Source organism: Pseudomonas sp. RIT-PI-AD, from assembly GCF_025642785.1.
Classification (GTDB): domain Bacteria; phylum Pseudomonadota; class Gammaproteobacteria; order Pseudomonadales; family Pseudomonadaceae; genus Pseudomonas_T.
Genome location: NZ_JANZKU010000015.1, coordinates 1 through 24,698, shown reverse-complemented (window position 1 = coordinate 24,698; position 24,698 = coordinate 1). Strand labels below are relative to the sequence as shown.

Annotated in this window: 22 protein-coding genes; 6 read left to right on the top strand and 16 right to left on the bottom strand. The window is 65.6% G+C overall.

What is annotated here, in order from left to right; all coding sequences use genetic code 11:
• Positions 1–6: 6 nt before the first annotated feature.
• From rpoD to rpsU, 3 genes are all read right to left on the bottom strand, one after another.
• The gene (gene rpoD, locus OGL92_RS14140; RefSeq protein ID WP_263144436.1) at positions 7–1,854 is read right to left on the bottom strand and encodes an RNA polymerase sigma factor RpoD; all 1,848 of its coding nucleotides are present in this window, start codon (positions 1,852–1,854) and stop codon (positions 7–9) included.
• Positions 1,855–1,921: 67 nt separating this feature from the next.
• A complete protein-coding gene (dnaG, locus tag OGL92_RS14135; protein ID WP_263144433.1) occupies positions 1,922–3,871 on the bottom strand; it encodes a DNA primase in 1,950 nt (649 codons plus the stop codon).
• 147 nt (positions 3,872–4,018) lie between these two features.
• A complete protein-coding gene (gene rpsU / locus OGL92_RS14130) occupies positions 4,019–4,234 on the bottom strand; it encodes a 30S ribosomal protein S21 (RefSeq protein ID WP_263144431.1) in 216 nt (71 codons plus the stop codon).
• A 201-nt stretch (positions 4,235–4,435) separates the two neighbouring features.
• Between rpsU and tsaD the strand changes: the two genes are divergently transcribed.
• Complete coding sequence (tsaD, locus tag OGL92_RS14125; protein ID WP_263144429.1) at positions 4,436–5,461, top strand: tRNA (adenosine(37)-N6)-threonylcarbamoyltransferase complex transferase subunit TsaD; 1,026 nt, start codon at positions 4,436–4,438, stop codon at positions 5,459–5,461.
• 35 nt (positions 5,462–5,496) lie between these two features.
• On the opposite strand, the gene plsY is transcribed toward tsaD, so the two are convergent.
• A complete protein-coding gene (gene plsY / locus OGL92_RS14120; RefSeq protein ID WP_263144426.1) occupies positions 5,497–6,066 on the bottom strand; it encodes a glycerol-3-phosphate 1-O-acyltransferase PlsY in 570 nt (189 codons plus the stop codon).
• Positions 6,067–6,179: 113 nt separating this feature from the next.
• Between plsY and folB the strand changes: the two genes are divergently transcribed.
• The gene (folB, locus tag OGL92_RS14115) at positions 6,180–6,533 is read left to right on the top strand and encodes a dihydroneopterin aldolase (protein WP_263144425.1); all 354 of its coding nucleotides are present in this window, start codon (positions 6,180–6,182) and stop codon (positions 6,531–6,533) included.
• Positions 6,524–7,060 (top strand): 2-amino-4-hydroxy-6-hydroxymethyldihydropteridine diphosphokinase, encoded by a 537-nt coding sequence (folK, locus tag OGL92_RS14110; RefSeq protein ID WP_263144423.1) that lies wholly within the window; start codon positions 6,524–6,526, stop codon positions 7,058–7,060. The genes folB and folK overlap by 10 nt, the downstream gene beginning before the upstream one ends.
• Here the strand turns inward: folK and OGL92_RS14105 are convergent.
• From OGL92_RS14105 to OGL92_RS14055, 11 genes are all read right to left on the bottom strand, one after another.
• Entirely contained in the window at positions 7,050–8,279 is a 1,230-nt protein-coding gene (locus OGL92_RS14105; protein ID WP_263144600.1) for a multifunctional CCA addition/repair protein, read from the bottom strand. The genes folK and OGL92_RS14105 overlap by 11 nt on opposite strands.
• A 334-nt stretch (positions 8,280–8,613) precedes the next feature.
• Positions 8,614–10,194, bottom strand: a complete 1,581-nt coding sequence (locus OGL92_RS14100; protein WP_263144421.1) for a SpoVR family protein — start codon at positions 10,192–10,194, stop codon at positions 8,614–8,616.
• A complete protein-coding gene (locus OGL92_RS14095; protein WP_263144418.1) occupies positions 10,191–11,462 on the bottom strand; it encodes a YeaH/YhbH family protein in 1,272 nt (423 codons plus the stop codon). Before OGL92_RS14095 ends, OGL92_RS14100 begins: the two co-directional genes overlap by 4 nt.
• A 90-nt stretch (positions 11,463–11,552) precedes the next feature.
• Entirely contained in the window at positions 11,553–13,475 is a 1,923-nt protein-coding gene (locus tag OGL92_RS14090; protein WP_263144415.1) for a PrkA family serine protein kinase, read from the bottom strand.
• A 293-nt stretch (positions 13,476–13,768) separates the two neighbouring features.
• Positions 13,769–14,098, bottom strand: a complete 330-nt coding sequence (gene glpE, locus OGL92_RS14085) for a thiosulfate sulfurtransferase GlpE (protein WP_263144413.1) — start codon at positions 14,096–14,098, stop codon at positions 13,769–13,771.
• Between the two features lie 37 nt (positions 14,099–14,135).
• Positions 14,136–14,999 (bottom strand): symmetrical bis(5'-nucleosyl)-tetraphosphatase, encoded by an 864-nt coding sequence (locus OGL92_RS14080; protein ID WP_263144411.1) that lies wholly within the window; start codon positions 14,997–14,999, stop codon positions 14,136–14,138.
• Positions 15,000–15,009: 10 nt separating this feature from the next.
• Entirely contained in the window at positions 15,010–15,390 is a 381-nt protein-coding gene (gene apaG / locus OGL92_RS14075; protein ID WP_263144408.1) for a Co2+/Mg2+ efflux protein ApaG, read from the bottom strand.
• 40 nt (positions 15,391–15,430) lie between these two features.
• Positions 15,431–16,249, bottom strand: a complete 819-nt coding sequence (rsmA, locus tag OGL92_RS14070; protein WP_263144405.1) for a 16S rRNA (adenine(1518)-N(6)/adenine(1519)-N(6))-dimethyltransferase RsmA — start codon at positions 16,247–16,249, stop codon at positions 15,431–15,433.
• Positions 16,250–16,338: 89 nt separating this feature from the next.
• Positions 16,339–17,340: a 4-hydroxythreonine-4-phosphate dehydrogenase PdxA gene (gene pdxA, locus OGL92_RS14065; RefSeq protein WP_263144402.1), complete on the bottom strand. Its 1,002-nt coding sequence runs from the start codon at positions 17,338–17,340 to the stop codon at positions 16,339–16,341.
• Positions 17,337–18,629: a peptidylprolyl isomerase gene (locus OGL92_RS14060; RefSeq protein ID WP_263144399.1), complete on the bottom strand. Its 1,293-nt coding sequence runs from the start codon at positions 18,627–18,629 to the stop codon at positions 17,337–17,339. The genes pdxA and OGL92_RS14060 overlap by 4 nt, the downstream gene beginning before the upstream one ends.
• On the bottom strand, positions 18,610–21,366 hold the full coding sequence (locus OGL92_RS14055) for an LPS-assembly protein LptD (RefSeq protein WP_263144396.1): 2,757 nt from the start codon (positions 21,364–21,366) through the stop codon (positions 18,610–18,612). Before OGL92_RS14055 ends, OGL92_RS14060 begins: the two co-directional genes overlap by 20 nt.
• A gap of 127 nt (positions 21,367–21,493) precedes the next feature.
• Here OGL92_RS14055 and OGL92_RS14050 point away from each other — a divergent pair, with 127 nt between their 5' ends.
• From OGL92_RS14050 to OGL92_RS14040, 3 genes are read left to right on the top strand one after another with little or no spacing between them, the layout of a single operon-like run.
• Positions 21,494–22,519: a phosphotransferase gene (locus tag OGL92_RS14050; RefSeq protein WP_263144394.1), complete on the top strand. Its 1,026-nt coding sequence runs from the start codon at positions 21,494–21,496 to the stop codon at positions 22,517–22,519.
• Entirely contained in the window at positions 22,516–23,187 is a 672-nt protein-coding gene (gene murU, locus OGL92_RS14045) for an N-acetylmuramate alpha-1-phosphate uridylyltransferase MurU (RefSeq protein WP_263144392.1), read from the top strand. The genes OGL92_RS14050 and murU overlap by 4 nt, the downstream gene beginning before the upstream one ends.
• Before the next feature lies 1 nt (position 23,188).
• On the top strand, positions 23,189–23,956 hold the full coding sequence (locus OGL92_RS14040) for a TerB family tellurite resistance protein (RefSeq protein ID WP_263144390.1): 768 nt from the start codon (positions 23,189–23,191) through the stop codon (positions 23,954–23,956).
• A gap of 270 nt (positions 23,957–24,226) precedes the next feature.
• Here the strand turns inward: OGL92_RS14040 and OGL92_RS14035 are convergent.
• Positions 24,227–24,698: alpha/beta hydrolase family protein (locus OGL92_RS14035; protein ID WP_263144388.1), on the bottom strand; the 472-nt coding region annotated here is incomplete at its 5' end.

The window sequence follows — 24,698 nt, the reverse complement described above, 5'->3', positions numbered from 1 at the left end:
CGTTCGTCACTCGTCGAGGAAGGAGCGCAGGTGCTCGCTTCTCGAAGGGTGCCGGAGTTTGCGCAGGGCCTTGGCTTCGATCTGGCGAATCCGCTCGCGCGTCACGTCGAACTGCTTACCGACTTCCTCGAGGGTGTGGTCGGTATTCATGTCGATGCCGAAGCGCATGCGCAGCACCTTGGCTTCCCGGGCGGTGAGGCCGGCCAGCACTTCGCGGGTGGCTTCCTTGAGGCTTTCCACGGTCGCCACGTCGATCGGCGATTGCATGGTCGAGTCCTCGATGAAATCGCCCAGGTGCGAGTCTTCGTCGTCGCCGATCGGGGTTTCCATGGAGATCGGCTCTTTGGCGATCTTCAACACCTTGCGGATCTTGTCCTCGGGCATCTCCATGCGCTCGCCCAGCTCTTCCGGCGTGGGTTCGCGACCCATTTCCTGCAGCATCTGCCGGGAGATACGGTTGAGCTTGTTGATCGTCTCGATCATGTGCACCGGAATACGGATGGTGCGTGCCTGGTCCGCGATGGAGCGGGTGATCGCCTGGCGAATCCACCAGGTGGCGTAGGTCGAGAACTTGTAGCCGCGGCGGTATTCGAACTTGTCCACCGCCTTCATCAGGCCGATGTTGCCTTCCTGGATCAGGTCGAGGAATTGCAGGCCGCGGTTGGTGTACTTCTTGGCGATGGAGATCACCAGGCGCAGGTTCGCCTCGACCATCTCTTTCTTCGCCCGGCGCGCCTTGGCTTCGCCAATGGACATGCGGCGGTTGATGTCCTTGATCTCACTGATGGTGAGGTCGACTTCCTGCTGCAGGTCGATCAGTTTCTGCTGGTTGCGCTTGATGTCGTCCTGCAGCTTGCCGATGGCTTCGGCGTATTTAGCCTTGCCCTTGGCCAGGCCGTCGCTCCAGCCGAGGTCGATCTCATTGCCCGGGAACAGGCGGAGGAAATCAGCGCGGGGCATGCGGGCGTCGCGGACGCACAGCTGCATGATGGCGCGTTCCTGGCCACGGACACGCTCCAGGGCACCGCGAACGCGCTCGACCAGGGCTTCGAATTGCTTCGGCACCAGCTTGATCGGCATGAACAACTCGGCCAGCGCTTGCAGCTCGGCGATCGCCTGCTTGCTCGCGCGTCCGTGTTTCTTCAGCGCTTTCTTGGCTTTTTCCAGGTGCTCGGCCACCGCGGTGAAGCGGCGTAGGGCTTCCTCGGGGTCGGGACCGCCGTCGCCTTCCTCCTCGTCGTCGCTGTCGCTTTCCTCTTCCTCTTCTTCGTCCTTGTCGGCGGCTGCGGCGTTATCCACCTTCAGCTCGACTGGCTCGACCTCGGCGGGTACCGAGCCGTCGTCCGGATCGATGTAGCCGCTGAGCACGTCGGAGAGGCGACCGCCCTCGGTGGTGACGCGCTGGTACTCGGAGAGAATGCTGTCGACCGTGCCCGGGAAATGGGCGATGGCGCCCATGACCTCGCGAATGCCTTCCTCGATGCGTTTGGCGATTTCGATCTCGCCTTCGCGGGTCAGCAATTCGACCGTACCCATTTCGCGCATGTACATGCGCACCGGGTCGGTGGTCCGGCCAATGTCGGTTTCGACCGCGGCGAGCGCGGCAGCGGCTTCCTCGGCGGCGGCCTCGTCGGTGTCCGCTTCGGCCAGGAGCAGGGCGTCCGCATCCGGGGCGCTCTCGAATACGTTGATCCCCATGTCGTTGATCATGCGGATGATGTCTTCCACCTGTTCCGGATCGGAAATATCCTCCGGCAGGTGGTCGTTGACCTCAGCGTAAGTCAGGTAACCCTGCTCACGCCCACGGCTGATCAACTCTTTGAGGCGAGACTGCTGTTGCGCTTTTCCGGACATAACACCCTATCCACTGAAGGTCTTGGCGGGCTGAAAACAAGCTGAGCATTATAGCCGAGCATTGACCTCACGCGCCAGTTGAGGTCGGGACGATGCGGGGAGTATCACGACTGAGCAGATCGCGCAGTCGGTCTTTTTCTTCGGCGCTCAGCTCGCTTTGACGGGCCTTGCGAAGGAGATGTTCAAGGCTGCGCTCGCGTTGGCGGGCCGCTAACGTAGTTATAGTGTCGAAAAACTGTTGTTCAAGGTTGTCGCTGGAAATCAGCCATTCCTTTTCCGCCAAGGCCCGCAGCAGCCGGCCCTGGTCGGTGCCGTGCCAGCGGGCGATCAGTTGCAGCGAGCGCAGCTTGGGGTTTTTCTGCAGGGCTTCCAGCAGCGCCACCATCAACTGGGCGTAGGTGTCGTTTTCTGCCGCGAAATGGCTGGCATCTTCGACTTTCTGAGCAAGCTCGGGGTGGTGCAGCAAGGTTCTCAACGCGCTGAGATTGGGCGATTCGACATGCACCACCGTGCGTGGACCGCGCGGCGCGAAGTCCTCGCCTTTCTTGCCATTCCATTTCTTGCCGTCCTTGCGCTTGCCGCCGCTGGGCTTCCATTCCTCCTGCCGGGCGAATTGCGCGGCCGGGTGCTCGTCGTGGAAGCCCTGGCTCGGCGCGGCATCGTAATAGCCATATTCCGCCGCATCCGGTGCTTCCGCCGGGCTGCTGCGCTGCGGCGTGGAGAATTGGGTGAGCGCCTCGCCGGACAATCCGGTGATTTCCTGCAAGTGCTGGCGCATCAGGGCGCGCAGGTTGGCACCGGGAATGCGGTCGATCAGCGGGTTGGCCAGCATCGCCAGGTGGGCCTTGCCTTCCAGCGAGGCGGGATCGGCTTCCAAGGTGAGTTGCTGGAAGAAATAATCCGCCAGGGGTTGCGCCTGTTGGCTGATGCGCGCGCGGAACGCGTCGGTGCCCTCGGCGCGGACCAGGCTGTCCGGATCCTCGCCTTCGGGTAGGAACAGAAAGCGGGCGCGGCGCCCGTCCTGCAAGCTCGGCAGCGCCGACTCCAGGGCTCGCCAAGCGGCCTTACGCCCGGCCTGGTCGCCGTCGAAGCAGAACAGGATGCTCGGCACGATGCGGAACAGGCGCTTGATGTGTTCTTCGCTGGTGGCGGTGCCTAGAGTGGCGACGGCGTTGCGCAGGCCTTGCTGGGCCAGGGCGATGACGTCCATGTAGCCCTCGACCACCATGATCTCGTCGAGGTCGCGGTTGTGCTTGCGCGCCTCGAACAGGCCGTAGAGCTCCTGTCCCTTGTGGAAGACCGGGGTTTCCGGGGAGTTCAGGTACTTGGGCTTGTCGTCGCCCAGAACCCGGCCACCAAAGGCGATCACCCGGCCGCGACTGTCGCGGATGGGAAACATCACGCGGTCGCGAAAGCGATCATAGCGCTTGCCGGTCTCGGCGTTCTCGATCAGCAGGCCGGCGTCGATCAGGCTCTTCTGCTGCAGCGTATCCCCGCCCAGGTGTTTGAGCAGGTGATCCCAGCCGGGCGGGGCGAAGCCGAGGCCGAAGTCGCGGGCGATCTCGCCTGAAAGGCCGCGGCCTTTCAGGTAGTCCACCGCCGCCTTGCGGCTGGGATGGCTCTTCAGCGACTGGCGATAGTAATCGGCAGCCGCCCCCAGCAATGGGTAGAGCGGCGAATCGGTCGGTTGGCGCGGCTTCCCGCCGCGTCCGCCCTCTTCCCGTGGCACGTCCAGCCCGGCGCGCTTGGCCAGCTCCTCGACCGCCTGGGGGAAATCCAGGTGGTCGTGGTCCATCACGAAGCCGAGGGCGTTGCCGCCGGCGCCGCAGCCAAAGCAGTAGTAGAACTGTTTGTCCGCGCTGACGCTGAAGGAGGGCGATTTTTCCTTGTGGAACGGGCAGAGCGCGGTGTAGTTCTTGCCGGCCCGCTTCAGTTGGATGCGCGAACTCACCACTTCGACGATGTCGGTGCGGTTCAACAGGTCGTCGATGAAGGATTGCGGGATCAGTCCAGCCATAAGGGCGTCAGGATACTGCCGTGGTACGCGCGGGAAAACAGAAAACTCCGGCCATTCGCCGTGCGGCGAAGCGGAGTGGAGGTGATGCCCGAAAAGCGACGCCCGGCCGAGGCCGGGCGTTAGCGTGTCAGCGAAGCGACGTGTAACTCAGTACATGCGCTCGCGGCGACGCTGTTCGCGCTGGACTTTCTTGGCGTGGCGCTTGACTGCGGCGGCTGCCTTGCGCTTGCGCTCGGTGGTGGGTTTCTCGTAGAACTCGCGGCTGCGGACTTCGGCAAGTACACCGGCTTTTTCGCAGGAGCGCTTGAAGCGACGCAGGGCTACGTCGAAGGGTTCGTTCTCTTTAACTTTGACGGCTGGCATCCAGGTCGTACCTTCACTAATTACCGGGGGTGAACGTCTCCAGGCAATCGGTGCGGGAGAACGTCGCTTTTTAAGGGTTGCGGATGTTAACGCCTTGAGCCTTGGAATGCAAAGCCTTCAATCGAAAAGCGCTGGCCCGGGCGAGGGGTGGCGATTATGATGCGCGCCTTCTCAATTGGCTAGGCCGAAAAGGCTCGACCCATGCTAGTGCTGGGCTTGGAAACTTCCTGCGACGAGACCGGTGTCGCACTCTACGACAGCGCGCGCGGCCTGCTGGCCGATGCGCTGTTCAGTCAGATCGATCTGCATCGCATCTACGGCGGCGTGGTGCCCGAACTGGCCTCACGCGATCACGTCAAGCGCATGCTGCCGTTGATTCGCCAGGTCATGGGCGATGCCGGGGTGACGTCCGCGCAGATCGAGGCGGTCGCCTATACCGCCGGCCCCGGCCTGGTCGGCGCGCTGCTGGTGGGCGCTTCCTGTGCCCAGGCGCTGGCGTTCGCCTGGGGCGTGCCGGCGCTTGGCGTGCACCATATGGAAGGCCATCTACTGGCGCCGATGCTGGAGGCACAGCCGCCGGCATTTCCCTTCGTCGCCCTGCTGGTGTCCGGTGGACATACCCAGTTGGTGCGGGTGGATGGCATTGGCCGTTACCACCTGCTGGGCGAGTCACTCGACGACGCGGCCGGCGAAGCCTTCGACAAGACCGCCAAGCTGCTCGGGCTGGACTACCCGGGCGGCCCGGAAATCGCCCGGCTGGCGCAAACCGGCACGCCGGGGCGCTTCGTCTTCCCACGGCCGATGACCGACCGGCCCGGCCTGGATTTCAGCTTCAGCGGGCTCAAGACCTTCACCTTGAACACCTGGCAACAGTGCCGCGAGGCGGGCGACGACGGCGAGCAGACCCGTTGCGACATCGCCCTGGCCTTTGAGCGGGCGGTGGTCGAGACGCTCACCCTTAAATGCCGGCGCGCGCTGAAACAGACCGGGTTGAACCGCCTGGTGATCGCCGGCGGCGTGAGCGCCAACCGGTCGCTGCGCGAAGCCCTCGGCAAGATGCTCGGGGAGTTCCAGGGCCAGGTGTTCTACGCCCGGCCGCGCTTCTGCACCGACAACGGCGCGATGATCGCCTATGCCGGCTGCCAGCGCCTGCTGGCCGGCCAGCACGAGGGCCCGGCGATCAGCGTGCAGGCCCGCTGGCCAATGGAGCGCCTGCCCCCCGTCTGAGGCGGTATGGCATGAGCGCGATTCACGCGGGCGATTCAGAAATGCCGTTCGCGTCCGGCGAACAGGTCGCGTAGATTGCCGCGGTGCCGCCAGACGATCAGGGCGGTCAGCACGCTCATCGGCAGCAGCGCTTCCGGGCGCTGCCAAGCCAGCAGCGGCAGGGTCAGCGGCGTCGCGATCAGCGATGCCAGCGAACTGGTCCGGGTGAGCAGGAAGGTCAGCGCCCAGGCGCACGCCGCCAGCAGGGCGGCCGGCGGATAGAGGCCCAGCAGCATCCCGGCGGCGGTGGCCACGCCCTTGCCGCCGCGGAAGCGGAAATACAGCGGATACAGATGGCCGAGCACCGCGGCGAGGCCCACCCAGGCTTGGCGTTGCAGGTCCATGCCCAGCAGGTAGGCGATCAGCACCGGCAGCAGGCCCTTGAGCAGATCGCCGAGCAAGGTGAGGATCGCCAGCTTCCGGCCGGCGAGGCGCAGCATGTTGGTGGCGCCGGGGTTGCCGGACCCCTGGGCGCGCGGATCGGCGGTGCCGAACAGATGGCTGAGCAGGATGGCGAAGGACAGAGAGCCGAGCAAATAGGCGAGAATCGCCAGCAGCCAGAACATGGCATCCATTTCCGGGGCGAGGGAGCCCCGATTTTAGGCTTGGTCGGCGTGCCCGTGTAAACCGTTGCTTGCGGTTGCGCGGGTCGTGCCGCGAGCCGGGGGACGAGATCGACGTGGACATGGTTTTCATCGAGGGACTGGAGGTCGACACCCTCATCGGTGCCTATGACTGGGAGCGCGGCATCCGCCAGTGCCTGAGCCTGGACCTGCGGATGGCGTGGGACAACCGCGCGGCGGCGGAACAGGACGACCTGGAGCGGGCCCTGGATTACGCGAAGCTGAGCGCGCGTATCCAGACCTTCGCCGCCGAGGCGCGCTTCCTGCTGGTGGAGACGTTCGCCGAGCGCCTGGCCGCGGTGCTGATGGCCGAGCAGGGGATTACCTGGCTGCGCCTGAGGGTCACCAAGCCAGGCGCCGTGCCGGCTGCCCATGGCGTCGGCGTGGAGATCGAGCGCGGATGCCGTTGATCAGGATTTACCTCGGCCTCGGCAGCAATACCGAGCGCGACGCGCACCTGTGCGCCGGGCTCGATGCGCTGGACGATTTCCTTCTGGAGATGCGCTGCTCGCCGGTGTTCGAGAGCGAGCCGGTGGGGATCAAGAGCGGACCCTTCTACAATCTGGTGGTGACCGCCCTGACCGACTTGCCGCTGGCGGCGCTGGATCGCCGGCTGAAGGGTATCGAGGCGGACAACGGCCGCTATGCGCCGCAGCGCAAGGGGCTGCCGCTGGACATCGACGTCCTCCTGTACGGCGATCAGGTGGGCAATTTCGACGGTCTGATCCTGCCGCGCGCGGAAATTCTGCGTAATGCCTTCGTGCTCTGGCCCTTGTCGCTGCTGGCGCCGACCCTCGACCATCCCCTCGAAGGCCGACCGTTCGAGGCGCTGTGGCGCGAAGCCCGGATCGAACAGCGCCTGTGGCCGGTTTCCTTCCACTGGCAAGACCGCGACCTCACCCCGGAGGCCTTGCGCCAGGGCTTGCCTAGCCCGTAGTCGCCTCTTCCCGATAGCGTTCGAGCGCCTTCAGCCGCTCCAGGCGCAACGCCTCGCCCAACTGCGCGCCGGTATGGCCCTGTTCCACCAGGGGTTTCACCGCCACCGCGCGCGCCGCCGCGGCGGCACCCAGCAAGTAGGCTGCCTGCGGATAGGCAGGTTGCCCATCACCGCCGGGCTGAGCGTGGGCGGTCATCTCGCAGGCGGCGGCGAATTCGGCGAAACGCTGCGGTCGTCGGTACACATCGAACCGCTGCAGCATGTCCAGCAGCGTGCTGGCCTCCAGTTCGAAGGCCCGATGGGCGCGGGCGTGATATTCGGCCATCAGCGTGGAGAGTTCCTGGCATTCCCTCGGCACCTTGCAGCGGGCGTTGACCGCCCGCACCAGGGCGACTCCCGTCGCCTCGCGCTCTTGATGCCGCGCGGAGGCTTCCCCGGGGTTCGAGCCCTGGCCGAGGTCGTGCAGCAAGCAGGCCCAGCGCACGTTCAGCGGCTGCTCCCGTTCGGCGCACCGACGCAGCACCGCCAACAGGGACTCGCCGGCGTCCCCCTCGGCAGCGGGCGATCGCGAAGCGCCGAACAGGGCGTCCACTTCAGGCAGCCAGGCGGCCAATGCGCCGCAGTCGCGCAGGGTCCGGATGAAGACATCCGGGCGGGGCTCCATCAGGGCGCGGGAGACCTCCTTCCAACTGCGCTCCGGGGTCAGGGCGTCCAGTTCGCCGGATTCGGCGATCTGCCGCATCAGCGCCCGGGTTTCGTCGGCGACCCGAAACCCCAGGGGCGCATAGCGCGCCGCGAAGCGCGCCACCCGCAACACCCGTAGCGGATCCTCGGCGAAGGCGGGGGAGACGTGGCGCAGCCAGCGCCCGCGCAAGTCCTCCCGGCCGCCATAGGGGTCGATCAACTGGCCGTCTTCGGCTTCGGCGATGGCATTGATGGTCAGGTCGCGGCGGATCAGGTCTTCTTCCAGGGTGACCTCGGGCGAGGCATGGAAGACGAAGCCGCCGTAACCGCGCCCGCTCTTGCGTTCGGTGCGGGCCAGGGCGTATTCCTCGCCCGTTTCGGGGTGCAGGAAGACCGGGAAGTCGGCCCCCACCGGACGGAAACCCAGCGCGAGCATCTGCTCCGCGGTGCTCCCGACCACCACCCAATCGGTTTCGCTGACCGGACGACCCAGCAGGCGATCACGCACGGCGCCGCCGACCTTGTAGACATGCAGATGGTTTTTCATGGGGCGGAGCATAACGTCGGGATCGGCTCCAGGCGAGCCGGCCTTGGCGGTGCTGCTGGACCGGCTGCCCCCGGCCAATCACCGCCGGGCCACCGCTCGCCGACCGGATCGAGAGGTATCCGCTGCGGGCTTGCCGCGCCCGCTGGCCATCCGAATCAGCGGAAAGCGCCTGGGTTCTTCCCTCATGGGGCATGGATACGAATGGTGGAGGTCGTCTTGGGCCGATCGCCAGGCCGTGCAAAGCGTGGCGGCTGTGCCAGGGCGCGGCCCATCCAACCCGTGCGGTCGCGACCCGGAAGCGTCCAGGCCGGCGACCGGCTCGTCAGATGGGCGGGATCACCAGGTCCAGGCGGGGGTACTCGCCGTCTTCGCCGCGCTCGCCCCGAGGCGGGACATGATGCGCGCCGATGAGGGTGTCGCCCTGCACCACCTCCAGGTGGATGTCGAACCCCCATAGCCGATGCAGATGTTTCAGCACCTCCTCGGTGGATTCGCCCAGCGGCTTGCGGTCGTGCTGCTGGTGACGCAGGGTCAGCGAGCGGTCGCCGCGACGATCCACGTTCCAGATCTGCACGTTGGGCTCGCGATTGCCGAGGTTGTATTGCGCCGCGAGCAGCTCGCGGATGACCCGGTAACCCTCTTCGTCGTGGATGGCCGGTACCAGCAGGTTATCCTTCTGGTCGTCGTCGAGGATGCTGAACAACTTGAGGTCGCGGATCACCTTGGGCGAGAGGAATTGCAGGATGAAACTCTCATCCTTGAAGCTGCTCATGGCGAATTTCAGGGTGGACAACCAATCGCTGCCGGCGATGTCCGGGAACCAGCGCCTGTCTTCCTCGGTGGGCTTCTCGCAGATGCGGCGGATGTCGCCGTACATGGCGAACCCCAGGGTATAGGGGTTGATGCCGCTGTAGTACGGGCTGTCGAAGCCCGGCTGGTAGATCACGCTGGTGTGGGACTGGAGGAATTCGAGCATGAAGCCGTCGGTGACCAGGCCCTCGTCGTACAGGTCGTTCATCAGGGTGTAGTGCCAGAAGGTCGCCCAGCCCTCGTTCATCACCTGGGTCTGGCGTTGCGGATAGAAGTACTGCGCGATCTTGCGCACGATGCGCACCACCTCGCGCTGCCAGGGCTCCAGCAGCGGCGCGTGCTTCTCGATGAAGTAGAGGATGTTCTCCTGGGGTTCGGCGGGGAAGCGCTTGGCGTTCCTCTCGTCGCGGCGGTCGGCGCTCTTCGGGATGGTGCGCCAGAGGTCGTTGATCTGCCGTTGCAGGTGTTCCTCTCGATCCTTCTGCCGCTGCCGTTCTTCCTCCGCCGAAATCGGGTAGGGCCGCTTGTAGCGGTCCACCCCGTAGTTCATCAGGGCATGGCAGGAGTCCAGCAGGTTCTCCACCGCGTCGATGCCGTGGCGCTCCTCGCATTGCATGATGTACTGCTTGGCGAACACCAGGTAGTCGATGATCGAGCTGGCGTCGGTCCAGGTGCGGAACAGGTAGTTACCCTTGAAGAAGCTGTTGTGCCCGTAGCTGGCATGGGCCACCACCAGCGCCTGCATGCACATGGTGTTCTCTTCCATGAGGTAGGCGATGCAGGGATCGGAATTGATCACGATCTCGTAGGCCAGGCCCATCTGCCCGCGGGTGTAGGACTTTTCCGTGCTGAGGAAATGCTTGCCGTAGGACCAGTGGTGGTAGCCCAGCGGCATGCCCACGGACGCGTAGGCGTCCATCATCTGCTCGGCGGTGATCACCTCGATCTGGTTGGGGTAGGTATCCAGCGCGTAGCGTTCGGCGATCCGGCCGATCTCGCGGTCGTAGGCCTGGATCAGCTCGAAGGTCCACTCCGAGCCGGTGGAAAGCGGCTGGCGCTTCGTGTCACGGGGCGTCGCGGTCTGGGAAGTCATGTTACGAGCCTGCGCTGGAAGAGTTCGCGGAATACCGGGTAGATGTCTCCCGCCGAGACCAGTTGCTGCTGGGCGAAGGTCTCGGAGAAGGCTTCGCTCACCTGCTCGTACTCGAACCAGAGCGCCTGGTGTTCCCGCGGGGTGATTTCGACATAGGTGTAGTACTGCACGAACGGCATGATCTGCTTGATCAGGATGTCCCGGCAGATGGGCGAGTCGTCGTTCCAGTTGTCGCCGTCGGAGGCCTGGGCCGCGTAGATGTTCCACTCGTTGAGCGGATAGCGCTCGGCCATGATCTCCTGCATCAGCTTGAGCGCGCTGGACACGATAGTGCCCCCGGTTTCGCGGGAGTAGAAGAATTCTTCCTCGTCCACTTCGCGGGCGCTGGTGTGGTGGCGGATGAACACCACTTCGATCTTGTCGTAGTTCCGCTTGAGGAACAGGTAGAGCAGGATGAAGAAGCGCTTGGCGATGTCCTTGGTCGCCTGGGTCATGGAGCCGGAGACGTCCATCAGGCAGAACATCACCGCCTTGGAACTGGGGTTGGGTTGTTTCACCAGCAGGTTGTACTTCAGGTCGAAGGTGTCGAGGAACGGCACCCGCTTGATGCGTCCGCGCAACTTGACGATATCCGCCTCGATCGCCTGGATATCGCCGAAATTGTCCGGCTCCTCGCGCCGCAGTCGCTCCAGTTCGGCTTCGGCGGCGCGCAGTTTGGCGCGGCTGCTGCCGGACAGCGCGATGCGCCGCGCATGGGCCGAGCGCAGGGTGCGGATGATGTTGATCCGTGAGGGATTGCCTTCGTTGCTGATCCCGGCGCGTACCGTCTTGAAGGTGTCGCTGCCGGTCAGGTGACGCTTCACCAGGTTGGGCAGTTCCAAATCCTCGAACATGAAGTCGAGGAATTCCTCCTGGGTGATCTGGAAGACGAATTCATCCATCCCCTCGCCGGAGTTGCTCGCCTTGCCGCTGCCCTTGCCGCCGCCCCCGCCCTGGGGACGGGGAATGCTTTCCCCCGCGGTGAACTCCTTGTTGCCGGGGTGGACCACGGTCTGTTTGCCGCCGCGGCCGTGGTGCAGGACCGGCTCGTCGATATCGCGGCCGGGAATGCTGATCTGTTCGCCATGCTCCATGTCGGTGATGGAGCGCCGGCTGACGGCTTCCTCCACCGCCTTCTTGATGTGATCGCGGTACCGCCGCAGGAAGCGCTGGCGGTTCACCGTGCTCTTGTTCTTGCCGTTCAAACGCCGGTCGATGACATAACTCATACGCGCCCTCCGGGCAGGCTTCAGGCTGCAGTCGCGGCCAGCCGGCGGACGTGACGCGAGGTCACGCCCGGGCCGGAACCCTGACCCGCTTTATTGCGATTTGCGCACCCGCAGGTACCACTCGGACAGCAGGCGGACCTGCTTCTCGGTGTAGCCGCGCTCGACCATGCGCCGGACGAAGTCGTTGTGTTTCTGTTGCTCGTCCTTGCTGCCCTTGGCGTTGAAGCTGATGACCGGCAGCAGGTCTTCCGTGTTGGAGAACATTTTCTTTTCGATCACGACGCGCAGCTTCTCGTAGCTGAGCCAGGTGGGGTTCTTGCCGTTGTTGTTGGCGCGGGCGCGCAACACGAAGTTGACGATCTCGTTGCGGAAATCCTTCGGATTGCTGATGCCGGCCGGTTTCTCGATCTTCTCCAGTTCCTCGTTGAGGGCCACGCGGTTGAGGATCTCGCCGGTTTCCGGGTCGCGGTATTCCTGATCCTGGATCCAGAAGTCGGCGTACAACACGTAGCGATCGAAGATGTTCTGCCCGTACTCGCTGTAGGACTCGAGGTAGGCGGTCTGGATTTCCTTGCCGATGAACTCGATGTAGCGCGGCGCCAGGTATTCCTTGATGTAGCGCAGGTAGCGCTCGCGCACCTCGGCGGGGAACTGCTCCTGCTCGATCTGTTGCTCGAGCACGTAGAGCAGGTGCACGGGGTTGGCGGCCACTTCGTGGGGATCGAAGTTGAACACCTTGGAGAGGATCTTGAACGCGAAGCGGGTGGAGAGGCCGTTCATGCCTTCGTCCACGCCGGCGGTGTCCCGGTATTCCTGGATCGACTTGGCCTTGGGGTCGGTATCCTTGAGGTTCTCGCCATCGTAGACGCGCATTTTCGAGTAGATGTTGGAGTTCTCCGGCTCCTTCAGACGGGACAGTGCGGAGAACTGCGCCAGCATCTTCAGGGTATCGGGCGCGCAGTGGGCGTTGGCCAGGGAGCTGTTGATCAGCAACTTGTCGTAGATGCGGATTTCGTCGGACACGCGCAGGCAGTAAGGCACCTTGACGATGTAGATCCGGTCGATGAACGCCTCGTTGTTCTTGTTGTTGCGGAAGGTGTGCCATTCCGATTCGTTGGAGTGGGCGAGCAGGATGCCGTTGAACGGGATCGCGCCCAGGCCTTCGGTGCTGTTGTAGTTGCCTTCCTGGGTGGCCGTGAGCAAGGGGTGGAGTACCTTGATCGGCGCCTTGAACATCTCGACGAATTCCATCAGGCCCTGGTTGGCCCGACACAGCGCGCCGGAATAGCTGTAGGCGTCGGCGTCGTTCTGCGGGAATTCCTCGAGCTTGCGGATATCCACCTTGCCCACCAGGGCGGAGATGTCCTGGTTGTTCTCGTCGCCCGGCTCGGTCTTGGCCACGGCGATCTGGTTGAGGATCGAGGGGTACAGCTTCACCACGCGGAACTGGCTGATGTCGCCGCCGAACTCCGCCAGGCGCTTGGTCGCCCAGGGCGACATGATGGTGGAGAGGTAGCGACGCGGGATGCCGTAGTCCTCCTCGAGAATCTCGCCGTCTTCGGTCGGGTTGAACAGTCCCAGGGGGGATTCGAAGACCGGGGAGCCCTTGATCGCGTAGAAGGGGACCTTCTCGATCAGTTGCTTGAGTTTTTCCGCCAGGGAGGACTTACCGCCGCCCACCGGGCCGAGCAGGTAAAGAATCTGTTTCTTTTCCTCCAGGCCTTGGGCGGCGTGACGGAAGTAGGACACGATCTGGTCGATGCACTCTTCCATGCCGTGGAAGTCGGCGAACGCCGGGTAGCGACGGATCACCTTGTTGGAAAAGATGCGTGACAACCGCGAGTTGACGGACGTGTCCAGCAGCTCGGGTTCGCCGATGGCCATCAGCATGCGCTCGGGCGCAGTGGCATAGGCGCTACGGTCCTGTTTGCACAGGTCCAGGTATTCCTGAAGGGACAGTTCCTCCTGGCGGGTCGCTTCGAAGCGTTGTTGGAAGTGGCTGAAAATACTCATGACGTCACCTCGCTCGATACTCGGAGTCGGCTAGGCCCGGTCAGCGGGTGCGGGTCGACCGACCTGTCGGTCGATGTGAATCCCCCAGGAACGCATACCCCGAACAAGTCAGGTCGCCGCCGCCGTTGGCCGGGAACCGGTGTGCCGGCTCTCCGCAGTTGTGGATGGCCTAGGGGTAAGAGTAGTTGGTAATCGCCGAGGTCAAGGAACGAGGCACCCTATGGATATAACCCGGTTGCCTCGTGCGGGGCGCGAAGCCAGACGGGGCGCGGTCTGGCGGCGAGCAAAAAATTTTATTCGGCGGGGTCTTGCTCGATCTCGCCGGGGAACAACCCGCGCCAGGCTTCGAAGCCGCCGTCCAGGCTGTACACCTCGCTGAAACCTTGCCCCACCAGGTAGGCCGCGGCGCCCTGGCTGGAGTTGCCGTGGTAGCAGGTGACGACCAGGGGCTTGTCCAGGTCCGCCTGGGCGATGAAATCGGCCAGGGAGTGGTTGTCCAGGTGCCGCGAGCCGCTGATGTGCCCGGCGGAAAAGCTCTGCGGGTCGCGGATGTCCACCACCACGGCGCCTTGCTCGCGCAACCGGTGCGCGGTTTCGGGGGGAATGCGTTTGAAGTCGGTCATGGGAATGCTCGGTCCAGGTGGAACGTTGAGGGCGTGGCTACCGGCCGACGGCCAGTGTCTCCGCCCGGCGTGCTTCAGGGCGACCCCGGTCGTTGCAGTCGCAGCGGTGGCGCTCGCCGCTGTCGAGGTTCAGCAGGGTCATCGCGTTGCCCCAGACGCAGCCGGTATCCAGTGCGTAGACCCCGGGCTCGTCGCAGCGTCCTTCCAGCGCCGCCCAGTGGCCGAAGACGATCTTCTGCCCGCGGGTCTTGCGTTGCGGGTGGGCGAACCAGGGCGCATAGCCCTGCGGCGCGCTGTCGATGCCCTCGGAGCTCTTGAGGTCGAGAAGGCCTTCGGCGGTGCAGAAACGCATGCGGGTGAAATAGTTGGTGATCACCCGCAGGCGGGCGACGCCGCTCAGTGACTTGTCCCACTTCGCCGGTTCGTTGCCGTACATGCCGTCGAGGAAGAACGGCAGGCGCGCGTCGTCGCGCAGCACCTCTTCCACTTCCGCCGCGCGCTGCAACGCCTTGCGCAGGGTCCACTGGGGCGGGATGCCCGCGTGCACCATGGCGATGTCGCGCTGCTCGTCGTAATGCAGCAGTTTCTGCGCGCGCAGCCAGTCGAGCAGGACCTGGCGGTCCGGGGCGTCGAGGATGTCGCGCAGGGTGTCGTTCTTCTTCAGGCGCTCGGCGTTGTGCGCCACCGCCAGCAGGTGCAGGTCGTGGTTGCCCAGCACGCAGGTCAGGGCATCGCGCATGCCGTAGAGAAACCGCAGGGTTTCCAGGGACTGCGGTCCGCGGTTGACCAGGTCGCCGACCAGCCACAGACGGTCGCGCGCCGGATCGAAGGCGACGTGCTGTAGCAGGCATCTGAGGGGATCGAGGCAACCTTGCAGGTCGCCCACCGCGTAGACCGTCATGGCAGCTCCTTCAATGCAGCGCGCCCGGCACGACCAGGCGGAAAGGCTCGATGGGCGCGTCGAAACGGTGGCCGTCGCCCGCTTCCATCTGGTAGCTGCCCTGCATGAAACCCACCCGCGTGGCGAGAACCGTGCCGCTGGTGTAGGTATGGCTGGCGCCCGGCTCCAGCAACGGCTGCTGGCCGACCACCCCGGCGCCGCGGACTTCCTGCACCTGCCCGTCGCCGTCGGTGATCAGCCAGTGGCGGGTCAGCAGCTTCGCCGGCAGCTGGCCGGCGTTGTGCAGGGTCACGGTGTAGGAAAAGGCGAAACGTTGCTGCTCCGGCTGCGACTGCTCCGGGAGGAAACGGGTGGCGACGCTGACGTCGACCTGATAGCGAGGATCGGGCACGCGTTGTCTCTCTGGCTGGGCAAAGAGCCAGTCTAGGGTTTCAGGCGTCGCTTGTCTGCCCGGCCGTCCGTTCGGCGAGGCGGTCGGCCAGGCGGACGAAGGCGGCCAGGTCCAGTTGCTCCGGGCGCAGGCTGCCATCCACCCCGGCCGCCTCGATGTCCTGGGCGTCGAGCAACCCCTTGAGGGTGTTGCGCAAGGTCTTGCGACGTTGGTTGAAGGCTTCGCGCACGACCCGCTCCAGTTGGCGCGGATCCTTGGCCGGGTGGGGCGGTTGCGCGTGGGGCACCAGGCGGACGATGGCCGAGTCGACCTTGGGCGCTGGGTTGAACGCCCCCGGGCCGACGTTGAACAGGTGCTCCACGGCGCAGTGGTATTGCACCATGATCGACAGGCGTCCCCAATCACCGCCGCCGGGCTCGGCCGCGAGGCGTTCCACCACTTCCTTCTGCAACATGAAGTGCATGTCGCGGATCAGCCCGGCATTGTTCAGCAGGTGGAAGATCAGCGGCGTCGAGATGTTATAGGGCAGGTTGCCCACCACCCGCAGGCTGCGAGGCTCGGCCTGGAGCCGGGCGAAGTCGAATTTCAACGCGTCGCCCTGGTTGAGGCGGAAGCGCGGCTCCTGGCCGAAGCGTTGTTGCAGGATCGGGATCAGGTCCAGGTCCAGCTCGATGACGTCCAGTTGCGCGCCGCTGGCCAGCAACCCCTCGGTGAGCGCGCCCTGGCCCGGGCCGATCTCCAGCAGGCGCTCGCCTTCGCGCGCGTGGATCGCCCGCAGGATGCGATGGATCACGCCGGCGTCGTGCAGGAAGTTCTGGCCGAAGCGCTTGCGCGCGCGGTGCTGGTACGGATCGGACATCGGTGGGCAACTCCAGGCCCGGCGCGCGACGGCGTGGGCGGAAAACGGAAAAGCGGCGAGTTTACCAGCTTCGCCCGGGCGGACGGTGGCTAGGCGGGCCGCGACCGCACGCCGGCGGTCATCTGGTAGGCGGTGTCTAGGGCGACGCGCAGGCTGCCGCAGTCGATGCGCCCGGTGCCGGCGAGGTCCAGGGCCGTGCCGTGGTCCACCGAGGTGCGCACGATCGGCATGCCCAGGGTCACATTGACCGCGGCGCCGAAGCCTTTGTATTTCAGCACCGGCAAGCCCTGGTCGTGGTACATGGCGAGGACCGCGTCGCAATGCTCCAGGTGCTTGGGGGTGAACAGGGTATCGGCGGGCAAGGGACCGACCAGGTCCAGGCCATCCTGGCGCAAGCGTGCCAGCGTCGGCTCGATCACCTCGATTTCCTCGCGTCCCAGGTGGCCGCCTTCGCCGGCATGGGGGTTGAGGCCGCAAACCAGGATGCGCGGGCGGGCGATGCCGAACTTCTCCAGCAGATCGCGGTGCAGGATCCGCGCGACCCGTTCCAGGCGCTCGGGAGTGATGGCCGCGGCCACCTCCTTGAGCGGCAGGTGGGTGGTCACCAGGGCGACGCGCAAGCCGGGGGTCGCCAGCATCATGACCACTTGCGGGGTGCCCGTCAGGTCGGCGAGGAATTCGGTGTGGCCGGAGAAGGCGATGCCGGCTTCGTTGATCACGCCCTTGTGCACCGGGGCGGTGATCATGCCGGCGAAATCGCCGCGCAGGCAGCCCTGTCCGGCACGGGTAAGGGTCTCCAGCACGTAAGCGGCATTGCGTCGATCGAGTTGGCCGGGCGCGACCGCGGTCCGCAGCGGCGTATCCCAGACATACAGGCTGCCGGCGGGGCAGGGCGCGTCCGGCCAGGCGGCGGGGGATACGCAGAGCAATTGCACGGACAGGCCGAGCTGGGCGGCGCGCTCGGCGAGCAGGTCGCGGCTGGCGATGACGACGAGGAGGTGCGGCTGGCTGCCGCCGGCGAGCAGCAGGCACAGGTCGGGACCTATGCCGGCGGGCTCGCCGGGCGTCAGCGCGAAGCGCCGCGGACTCACAGCTTGATTTCTACGTAGGCCTCGTCGCGGATCTGACGCAGCCAGGATTGCAGTTCTTCGTCGTACTTGCGGTTACGCAGCAGGTTCGCCGCCTGTTGCTCGCGAAGCTTCTCGCTGCTGTCGGTGGCGCGCCGGCCGAGCACTTCCAGCACGTGCCAGCCATATTGGCTCTTGAACGGCTTGGACAGTTCGCCGGTGGGCGTATTGGCCATCACCTCGCGGAATTCCGGGACCAGCGCATTCGGGTCGATCCAGTTGAGATCGCCGCCGTTGAGCGCCGAACCGGGGTCCTCGGAGAAGCTTTTCGCCAGCTCGGCGAAATCCTCGCCGGCGGAAATGCGTTCGTAAAGGCGTTGCGCGAGGCGTTCGGTATCGGCTTCGCTGCGGATCTCGCTGGGCTTGATCAGGATATGGCGGACATGAACCTCGTCGCGCACCTGGGCTTCGCCACCGCGCTTTTCCAGCAGCTTGATGATGATGAAGCCGCTGGGTGTGCGAACCGGTTCAGTGATCTGCCCGGGGGACAGCGCGCCGACCATGCTATCGAAGGGCGAGGGCAGTTGAGCGGCCTTGCGCCAGCCGATCTCGCCGCCTTCCAGCGCGCTTTCGCCGGCGGAGCGGGAGATCGCCATCTGCGCGAAGTCGGCGCCCTGGCGCAGTTGCTGGTGGACGTCCTGCACCTGGCGTTCGGCCGCCTGGATGGCCGAAGGCGAAGCGCCGTCGGCCACCGGGATCAGGATGTTGGCCAGGTGGAATTCTTCCGATAGTTGCAGCTTGCCCAGGTCGGAGGCGAGGAAGTTGCGCACCTCCTGTTCGCTGACCTGGATGCGTTCGGCGACCCGGCGCTGGCGAACCCGGCTGATGACCATCTCGCGACGGACCTGCTCGCGCGCATCGTCGAACGACAAGCCGTCCTGGCCGAGGGCGGCGCGGAACTGCTCGAGGCTCATGCCGTTGCGCTGGGCGATGGTCTGCACCGCCTGGTTCAGTTCTTCGTCGCCGATGCGGATGCCGGAGCGCTCGCCGATCTGCAACTGCAGGTTCTCGGTGATCAGGCGTTCCAGTACCTGTTGGCTCAGCACATGCTCCGGCGGCGCCGCGGCGCCACGCTTGGCGATGGTCTGCTCGACCTCGTGCAGGCGCTGGTCGAGCTGGCTGCGCATGATCACGTCGTTATCGACGATGGCCACCACGCGGTCCAGCGGACGTACTTCGGCGTGAGCCAGCGTACCGAGGAAAAACGCGCCCACCAGCAGGGGGCGCAGACGATCAGAAAGCTTGGTCTTCACGTTCACGATAACCTTGAATGCCTTGGTCGAGGAAGCCGTCTACCTTGCCGCCGACGAGGCCGCCCAGGCCTTTCAGCACGATCTGCAGGAAGATGCCACGGTCGGCCTTGTCGCTCGGGTTCAGATCGAACTCGTCGTAGTCGACCCAGTAGCGGTTGATCAGACGCAGCTTCCAGCAGCAGCTGTCGTATTCGAAACCACCGAACGCTTCCAGCGTACGGCTGCGGTTGTAGTCGTATTGCCAGCGCGCGATGGCGCTCCACTGCGGCACGATCGGCCAGATGGTCGAGAAGTCGTGCTGCTGGATCTTGTAGTAGTCCTTGATCACCTTGCCGGTGCGCGGGTCCACGTAGTCGCCACCGCCGAACTCCCAGCGCCCGGTGGACGGGTTGAAGCGGTTGGTGTCGTTGCGGTAGCGGTAACCCAGGTTGAGGACCTTGTTCGGGTTGTCTTCCGGCTGGTAGTGGAACATGGTGCTGCCGGACCGGGTGCTGTGGGTCTCGGGGTCCCAGTTGAAGTCGGCGTTCACGCGCCAGTCGCGGTTGAAGCGGTACATGTACTCCAGCGCGTAGGGCGAGGTGTCGGCCTGGGCGGAATCGCTTTCGCGCCAGTCGATACCCGGCAACTGCACCCGGCGATCCTCGAAATAGAACGCCTGGCCGATGCTGAAGCGCTGACGCTCGAAGCCGTTGCTCTCGATCCAGCGATTGGTCACGCCCAGGGAAATCTGGTTGGCGTCGCCGATGCGATCCTTGCCGGAGAAGCGGTTCTCGCGGAACAGCGAGGAATAGTTGAAGGTGCTCTCGGTGGTGTCGAACACCGGGATGTCGTCCTGGTCCTTCTCCGGCACGTAGAGATAGAACAGGCGCGGTTCGAGGGTCTGCCGGTAGTTCTTGCCGAACCATTGGGTGTCGCGGTCGAAGTACAGGCCGCTGTCGACGCTGACCACCGGGACGCTGCGGTCCTGTTCGCTGTCGAAGCTCTGGCCCGGGTCGAGGGTGCGCTTGCCGCGGCCGTCGAGGGTCAGGTCGTAGCGGGTGTACATGTACTTGGCGCTGGGCTTGAGGTAGCCCCAGGTCCAGTTCAGCGGCAGGCTGACGCCCGGCTCCACGTGCACGCGGTCACCGTTGGAGCGGGCCAGGCCGGTGATGTTGTTGTCGTACCAGGCGGTGGGGATGCCGTCTTCGTTGATGAAGTCGCCGGTGCGCAGGTCGCGGTCGAAACGCACGTACTCGGTGCCGTAGGTGAAGTTCACCCCGCCCGGCTGGAACGGCAGCGTGCCGTCCAGGGTGACCTGGGGCAGGCGGTCGTACGGCGTCACGTCGGAGATGGTGGCCATCTCGTAGGCGTGGGCGTTGAGCTGGGCGACGTAGGAGTCGCCACGGTAGGTCAGGGTGCCACGCTGGTTGACGTAGCTGGGCGTGTCGATGCCCAGGTCGGTGTCCAGATCCTGGAAGTAATAGGGGTCGCTGATCCGGGTGTAGTCGACCTCGGTCATCAGACGCGAGTCCAGTCCACCCTTGTGTTGCCAGCTGTACATCCAGCGCTGTTCCTCGTACTCCGACTGCTGCTTGCGCTTGTCGTCATCGTCGTTGAGGTAGGCCGCGCCGAACTGGCCTTCGCTGCTCCGGGTCAGGTAGCGGAATTCGCCTTCCATCATCAACCCGCGCTTGCTCATGTAGCGCGGATAGAGGGTGGCGTCGAAGTTGGGAGCCAGGTTGAAGTAGTAGGGCGTGACCAGCATGACGCCGGTATCGCTGCTGGAACCCAGGGTGGGCACCAGGAAGCCGGACTGGCGACGGTCGTCGATGGGGAAATAGATGTACGGGGTGTAGAACACCGGTACGTCCTTGACCCGCAGCGTGACGTTGGTCGCAGTACCGAACCCGGTGGCCGGGTTCAGGTTGATGTTGTTGCCTTTCAGGCTCCAGGCGTTGCTGCCCGGTTCGCAGCGGGTGTAGGTGCCGTCCTTCAGGCGGATGATGGCATCCTCCTGGCGGCGTGCGTACAGCGCGCTCCCGCGCACCTGGCTCTGGTGCAACACGTACTCGGCGTTGTCGATCTTCGCCTCGCCGTTGTCCAGTTGCAGCTCGGCGCGGTCGCCGACCACCAGGGCACCGTTGTCGCGCAAGCGCACGTTGCCGACCAGGTCACCCTTGTTCTCGCTCTGCCGCAGGTTCGCCTCGTTGGCTTCCACCTGCATGCTGCCCTGGCGCAATACCACGTCGCCGGCCAGGGTCGCGACCTGTTCTTCCTGCTCGTAGCGCGAGGCCTTGGCGGAAACGTAAAGCGGCGCCTGGTTCTTCGGGGTCTTGTCGTCCATGCCGGGACGCCAGGGTTCGACGTAGGTACCGGCGCAGTAGGGGCCAATTTCCGCCAGTTGCGCGGGGTTGAGCTTGCCGCGCGGCACCCAGTCGAGGTGACTGTAGTCCGCGCTGCGGGATTTCAATGCCTTGCCACCGCTCTCGGTGACCAGCACCGGGCCGGCCTGGGCGCTCTCGCCCGGCACGCTGCCGGTACCGCTGGAGCTGACGGCGCTTTCGCTGTGCTGCGGACGCGGCGGCAACGGCTTGGCGTTATCCTTGGGCGCGCACGCCCAGCCGCCGGTAGCGGCGGCCTGGCAGTCGAACTGGTCGGCCGCGAGAGCGAACGGAGTAGCGAACGGTTGCAGGGCCAACAGGCTGCCGGTGACCAGCAGGGGGAATTTTCTACGAAACGCGGGAGATTTCACTGCCATCTTGTTAGTCCGGGCTTCCTGCGCGCCATCGCCCCGCAGGGGCCGCACGCCTCTCGATGGGCTGAAAAAGATGCTGGATAATAAAGCATGACCCGCGCAACGGCTAGCGCCGTCGGAGACCCATGTAATGCCCGAGCACGATGTACGTCTGCAGCACCTGAGCCACTGGCTGGCGCAAGCCCTGCCCGAGTTGTATGCCCGCGAGGGCTGGGGTTCGCCGCCGACCGGGCGGATGACGCCGGCCAGCAGCGACGCCAGCTTCCGCCGTTATTTTCGCTGGGAGGGCGAGGGCCGCAGCCTGATCCTGATGGACGCGCCGCCGCCCCGGGAGGATTGCCGCCCCTTCGTCAAGGTGGCCGGACTGCTCGCCGAGGCGGGCGTGCACGTCCCGAGGATTCTTGCCGCAGACGTGGAGCGCGGCTTCCTGCTGCTGGACGACCTGGGCCGGCAGACCTACCTGGAGGTGCTCGATACGGACAACGCCGACGCGCTGTTCGAGCAGGCCTTCCAGGCTTTGCTGGCGATCCAATGCATGCCCCTGGAGGCGCCGCTGCCGGCTTACGACGACGTCTTGTTGCGGCGCGAGCTGCACCTGTTCGCCGAGTGGTACCTGCAATGCCACCTGGGCCTCGAGCTGGAGGGCGAGCGCCTCGCCGCCTGGAACGAGACCTGCGACCTGCTGGTGGACAGCGCCCTGGCCCAGCCGAAGGTATTCGTGCACCGCGATTTCATGCCCCGCAACCTGATGCACAGCACGCCCAATCCCGGCGTGCTGGATTTCCAGGACGCGGTCTACGGCCCCGTCACCTACGACGTCACCTGCCTGTTCAAGGACGCCTTCGTCAGTTGGCCTGAACCGCGGGTGCGCGACTGGCTCGAAACCTACTGGAGCCTGGCGCGGGAAAAGGGGATTGCGGTGCAGGAGGATTTCGAGGAGTTTCTGCGGGCCAGTGACCTGATGGGCGTGCAACGCCACCTGAAGGTCATCGGGATCTTCGCGCGCATCTGCCATCGCGACGGCAAGCCTCGCTACCTGGCGGACGTGCCGCGTTTCTTCACCTATATAGACGCGGTGCTCGCGCGGCGGCCGGAACTGCGTGCCCTGGCGGGCCTGCTCCGGGGCCTGCCGCAGGCGGAGCCGGAGCGACCATGAAGGCCATGATCCTGGCGGCGGGGAAGGGCGAGCGCATGCGCCCGCTCACCCTGCACACGCCCAAGCCGCTGATCCGCGCCGGCGGCGTGCCGCTGATCGAATACCACCTGCGGGCGCTGTCCAGCGCCGGCTTTCGCGAGGTGGTGATCAACCACGCCTGGCTCGGCGAACAAATCGAGGCCTACCTCGGCGCCGGCGAGCGCTTCGGCCTGAGCATTCGCTATTCCGCGGAGGGCGAGGCGCTGGAAACCGGCGGCGGCCTGTTCCGCGCCTTGCCCCTGCTCGGCGCCGCGCCTTTCCTGGTGATCAACGGCGACATTTGGACCGACTATCCCTTCGCCGCCCTGCGCCGACCGTTGCAGGGCTTGGCGCACCTGGTGATGGTGGACAACCCGGCGCACCATCCCGGCGGGGATTTCCACCTGGACGACGGACGACTCGCCGCGCCCGGCTCGGCGGGCGAGCGCCTCACTTACAGCGGCATCTCGGTACTCGACCCGCGGCTGTTCGCCGGCTGCCGGCCGCAAGCGTTCAAGCTGGCGCCCCTGTTGCTGCGCGCGATGGCCGACGGGCAGGTGAGCGGCGAGCGCTTCGCAGGCCGCTGGATCGACGTAGGCACCCTAGAGCGCCTGGCCGAAGTCGAGCGCCTGTTGCAGGCGGGAGCCTGAGGTGTACTGGCCGGTGACCTTGCTCGGCGCCCTGGCGGGGCTGGCCTTGGCGAGCATTCCCGGCGCACTGCTCGGCGGTGTGCTGGGGCAGGTGCTGGATCGCCGGTTGAAGCTGGATTCCTGGGCGAGCCTGCGCGCGCTGATGACCGGCCAGGGCTTGCCGGCCCGCGACGAGCTGCTCTTCGTCCTGCTCGGGCGGCTGGCGAAAAGCGAGGGCCGGGTGCTGGACGTGCACATCCGCCAGGCGCGCAGCGAGATGCAGCGCCTGCACCTCGACGAGGCGGAGCAGCGCCGCGCCATCGAGGCCTTCGGTCGCGGCAAGGAGGACAGCGTCGGCGTGCGCATCCCCCTGCGCCGTCTGCGCCATGACGCCACTCAGGCCCAGGCGATCCTGCGCAGTTGCTGGCGGATGGCGGCGGTGGACGGCTACATCGGCTTGCGCGAGCGCGAACTGATCCTGCTCTGGGGCAAGTGGCTCGGGCAGACGCCGGCCGACGTCGAGGCGTTGGGCGAGAGCGTCGAGCCGCGCAAGGCCCCGGCCATGCCGAGCAGCGGCGCCTATCAAGCCGCCCTGAAGCTGCTGAACGTCGCCGCCGACAGCGAGCCGGCGGCCATCAAGCAGGCCTATCGACGCCTGCTCAGCCAGCACCATCCAGATAAGTTGGCCGGCAGCGGCGCCAGCCCAGCGCGGGTGCGCGAGGCCACCGACAAGACCCGCGAGCTGCAATCCGCCTACGACCTGGTCCGCCAACGGCGCGGCTTCCGCTGAGCCCGGGTCGAGTACCCGTCGCGGCGATTCTACGAAGTCCTCGAGTGAGACAAGGATCGAGGGGCACGCGTGGCGCATCCGCGAGCGGGGAGTCCGCATGCCTCGGGGACAGACAACCTCCGAATCGGAATCCAAGGCCTGTGCGAACAGTCACCGGGGCGGGCCAAGCCAGGCAGCGAAGAAGCGGCGTTTACCTGCTGTCAATGAGCAGGCCGAGCCTGTTCTTGACGCGCCATCGCCATCGCCAGCACAGGCCCGTCCGCACAAAGCCTAGGGCTGTCCGGGGGCCTGGGGCGTGGGGTTCAACCAGCCCTTGATGCGTCTAAACAGTTGCTCCTGCTCGATGTCCCGGTTTCCTGGCAGCGCCTTCAGCGCCACCTGTACATAGACCGGGTGCTTTTCCCGCTTGCTGGTCTGCATGCGCTTGAGCGCGCTGTCCCGGTCCGTGGGCACGTCCTTGTAGTAGAAGTCGCCGATGGCCAGCTTGGGGTCTACCACGAAGTCTTCCAGCACCGGGGCGAAGCCGGGTGGCGTCGCCGCGGCGACCAGCAGGAGGTCCGTGAGCCCCGCCGGCTTGCGCTCGCCGAGGTAGCGGGCAGCCCAGTAGGCGCCGCTGCCGTGGCCGAGCAGCACGGTGCGGGTGGCCTGGCGGGACTTGGCGAAGGCGACCGCGGCATCCAGGCGCGCCAGCACGCGCTCGGCGTGGGCCTTGCGTAACGCGTCGAGGTCGATCGGTGGCGTT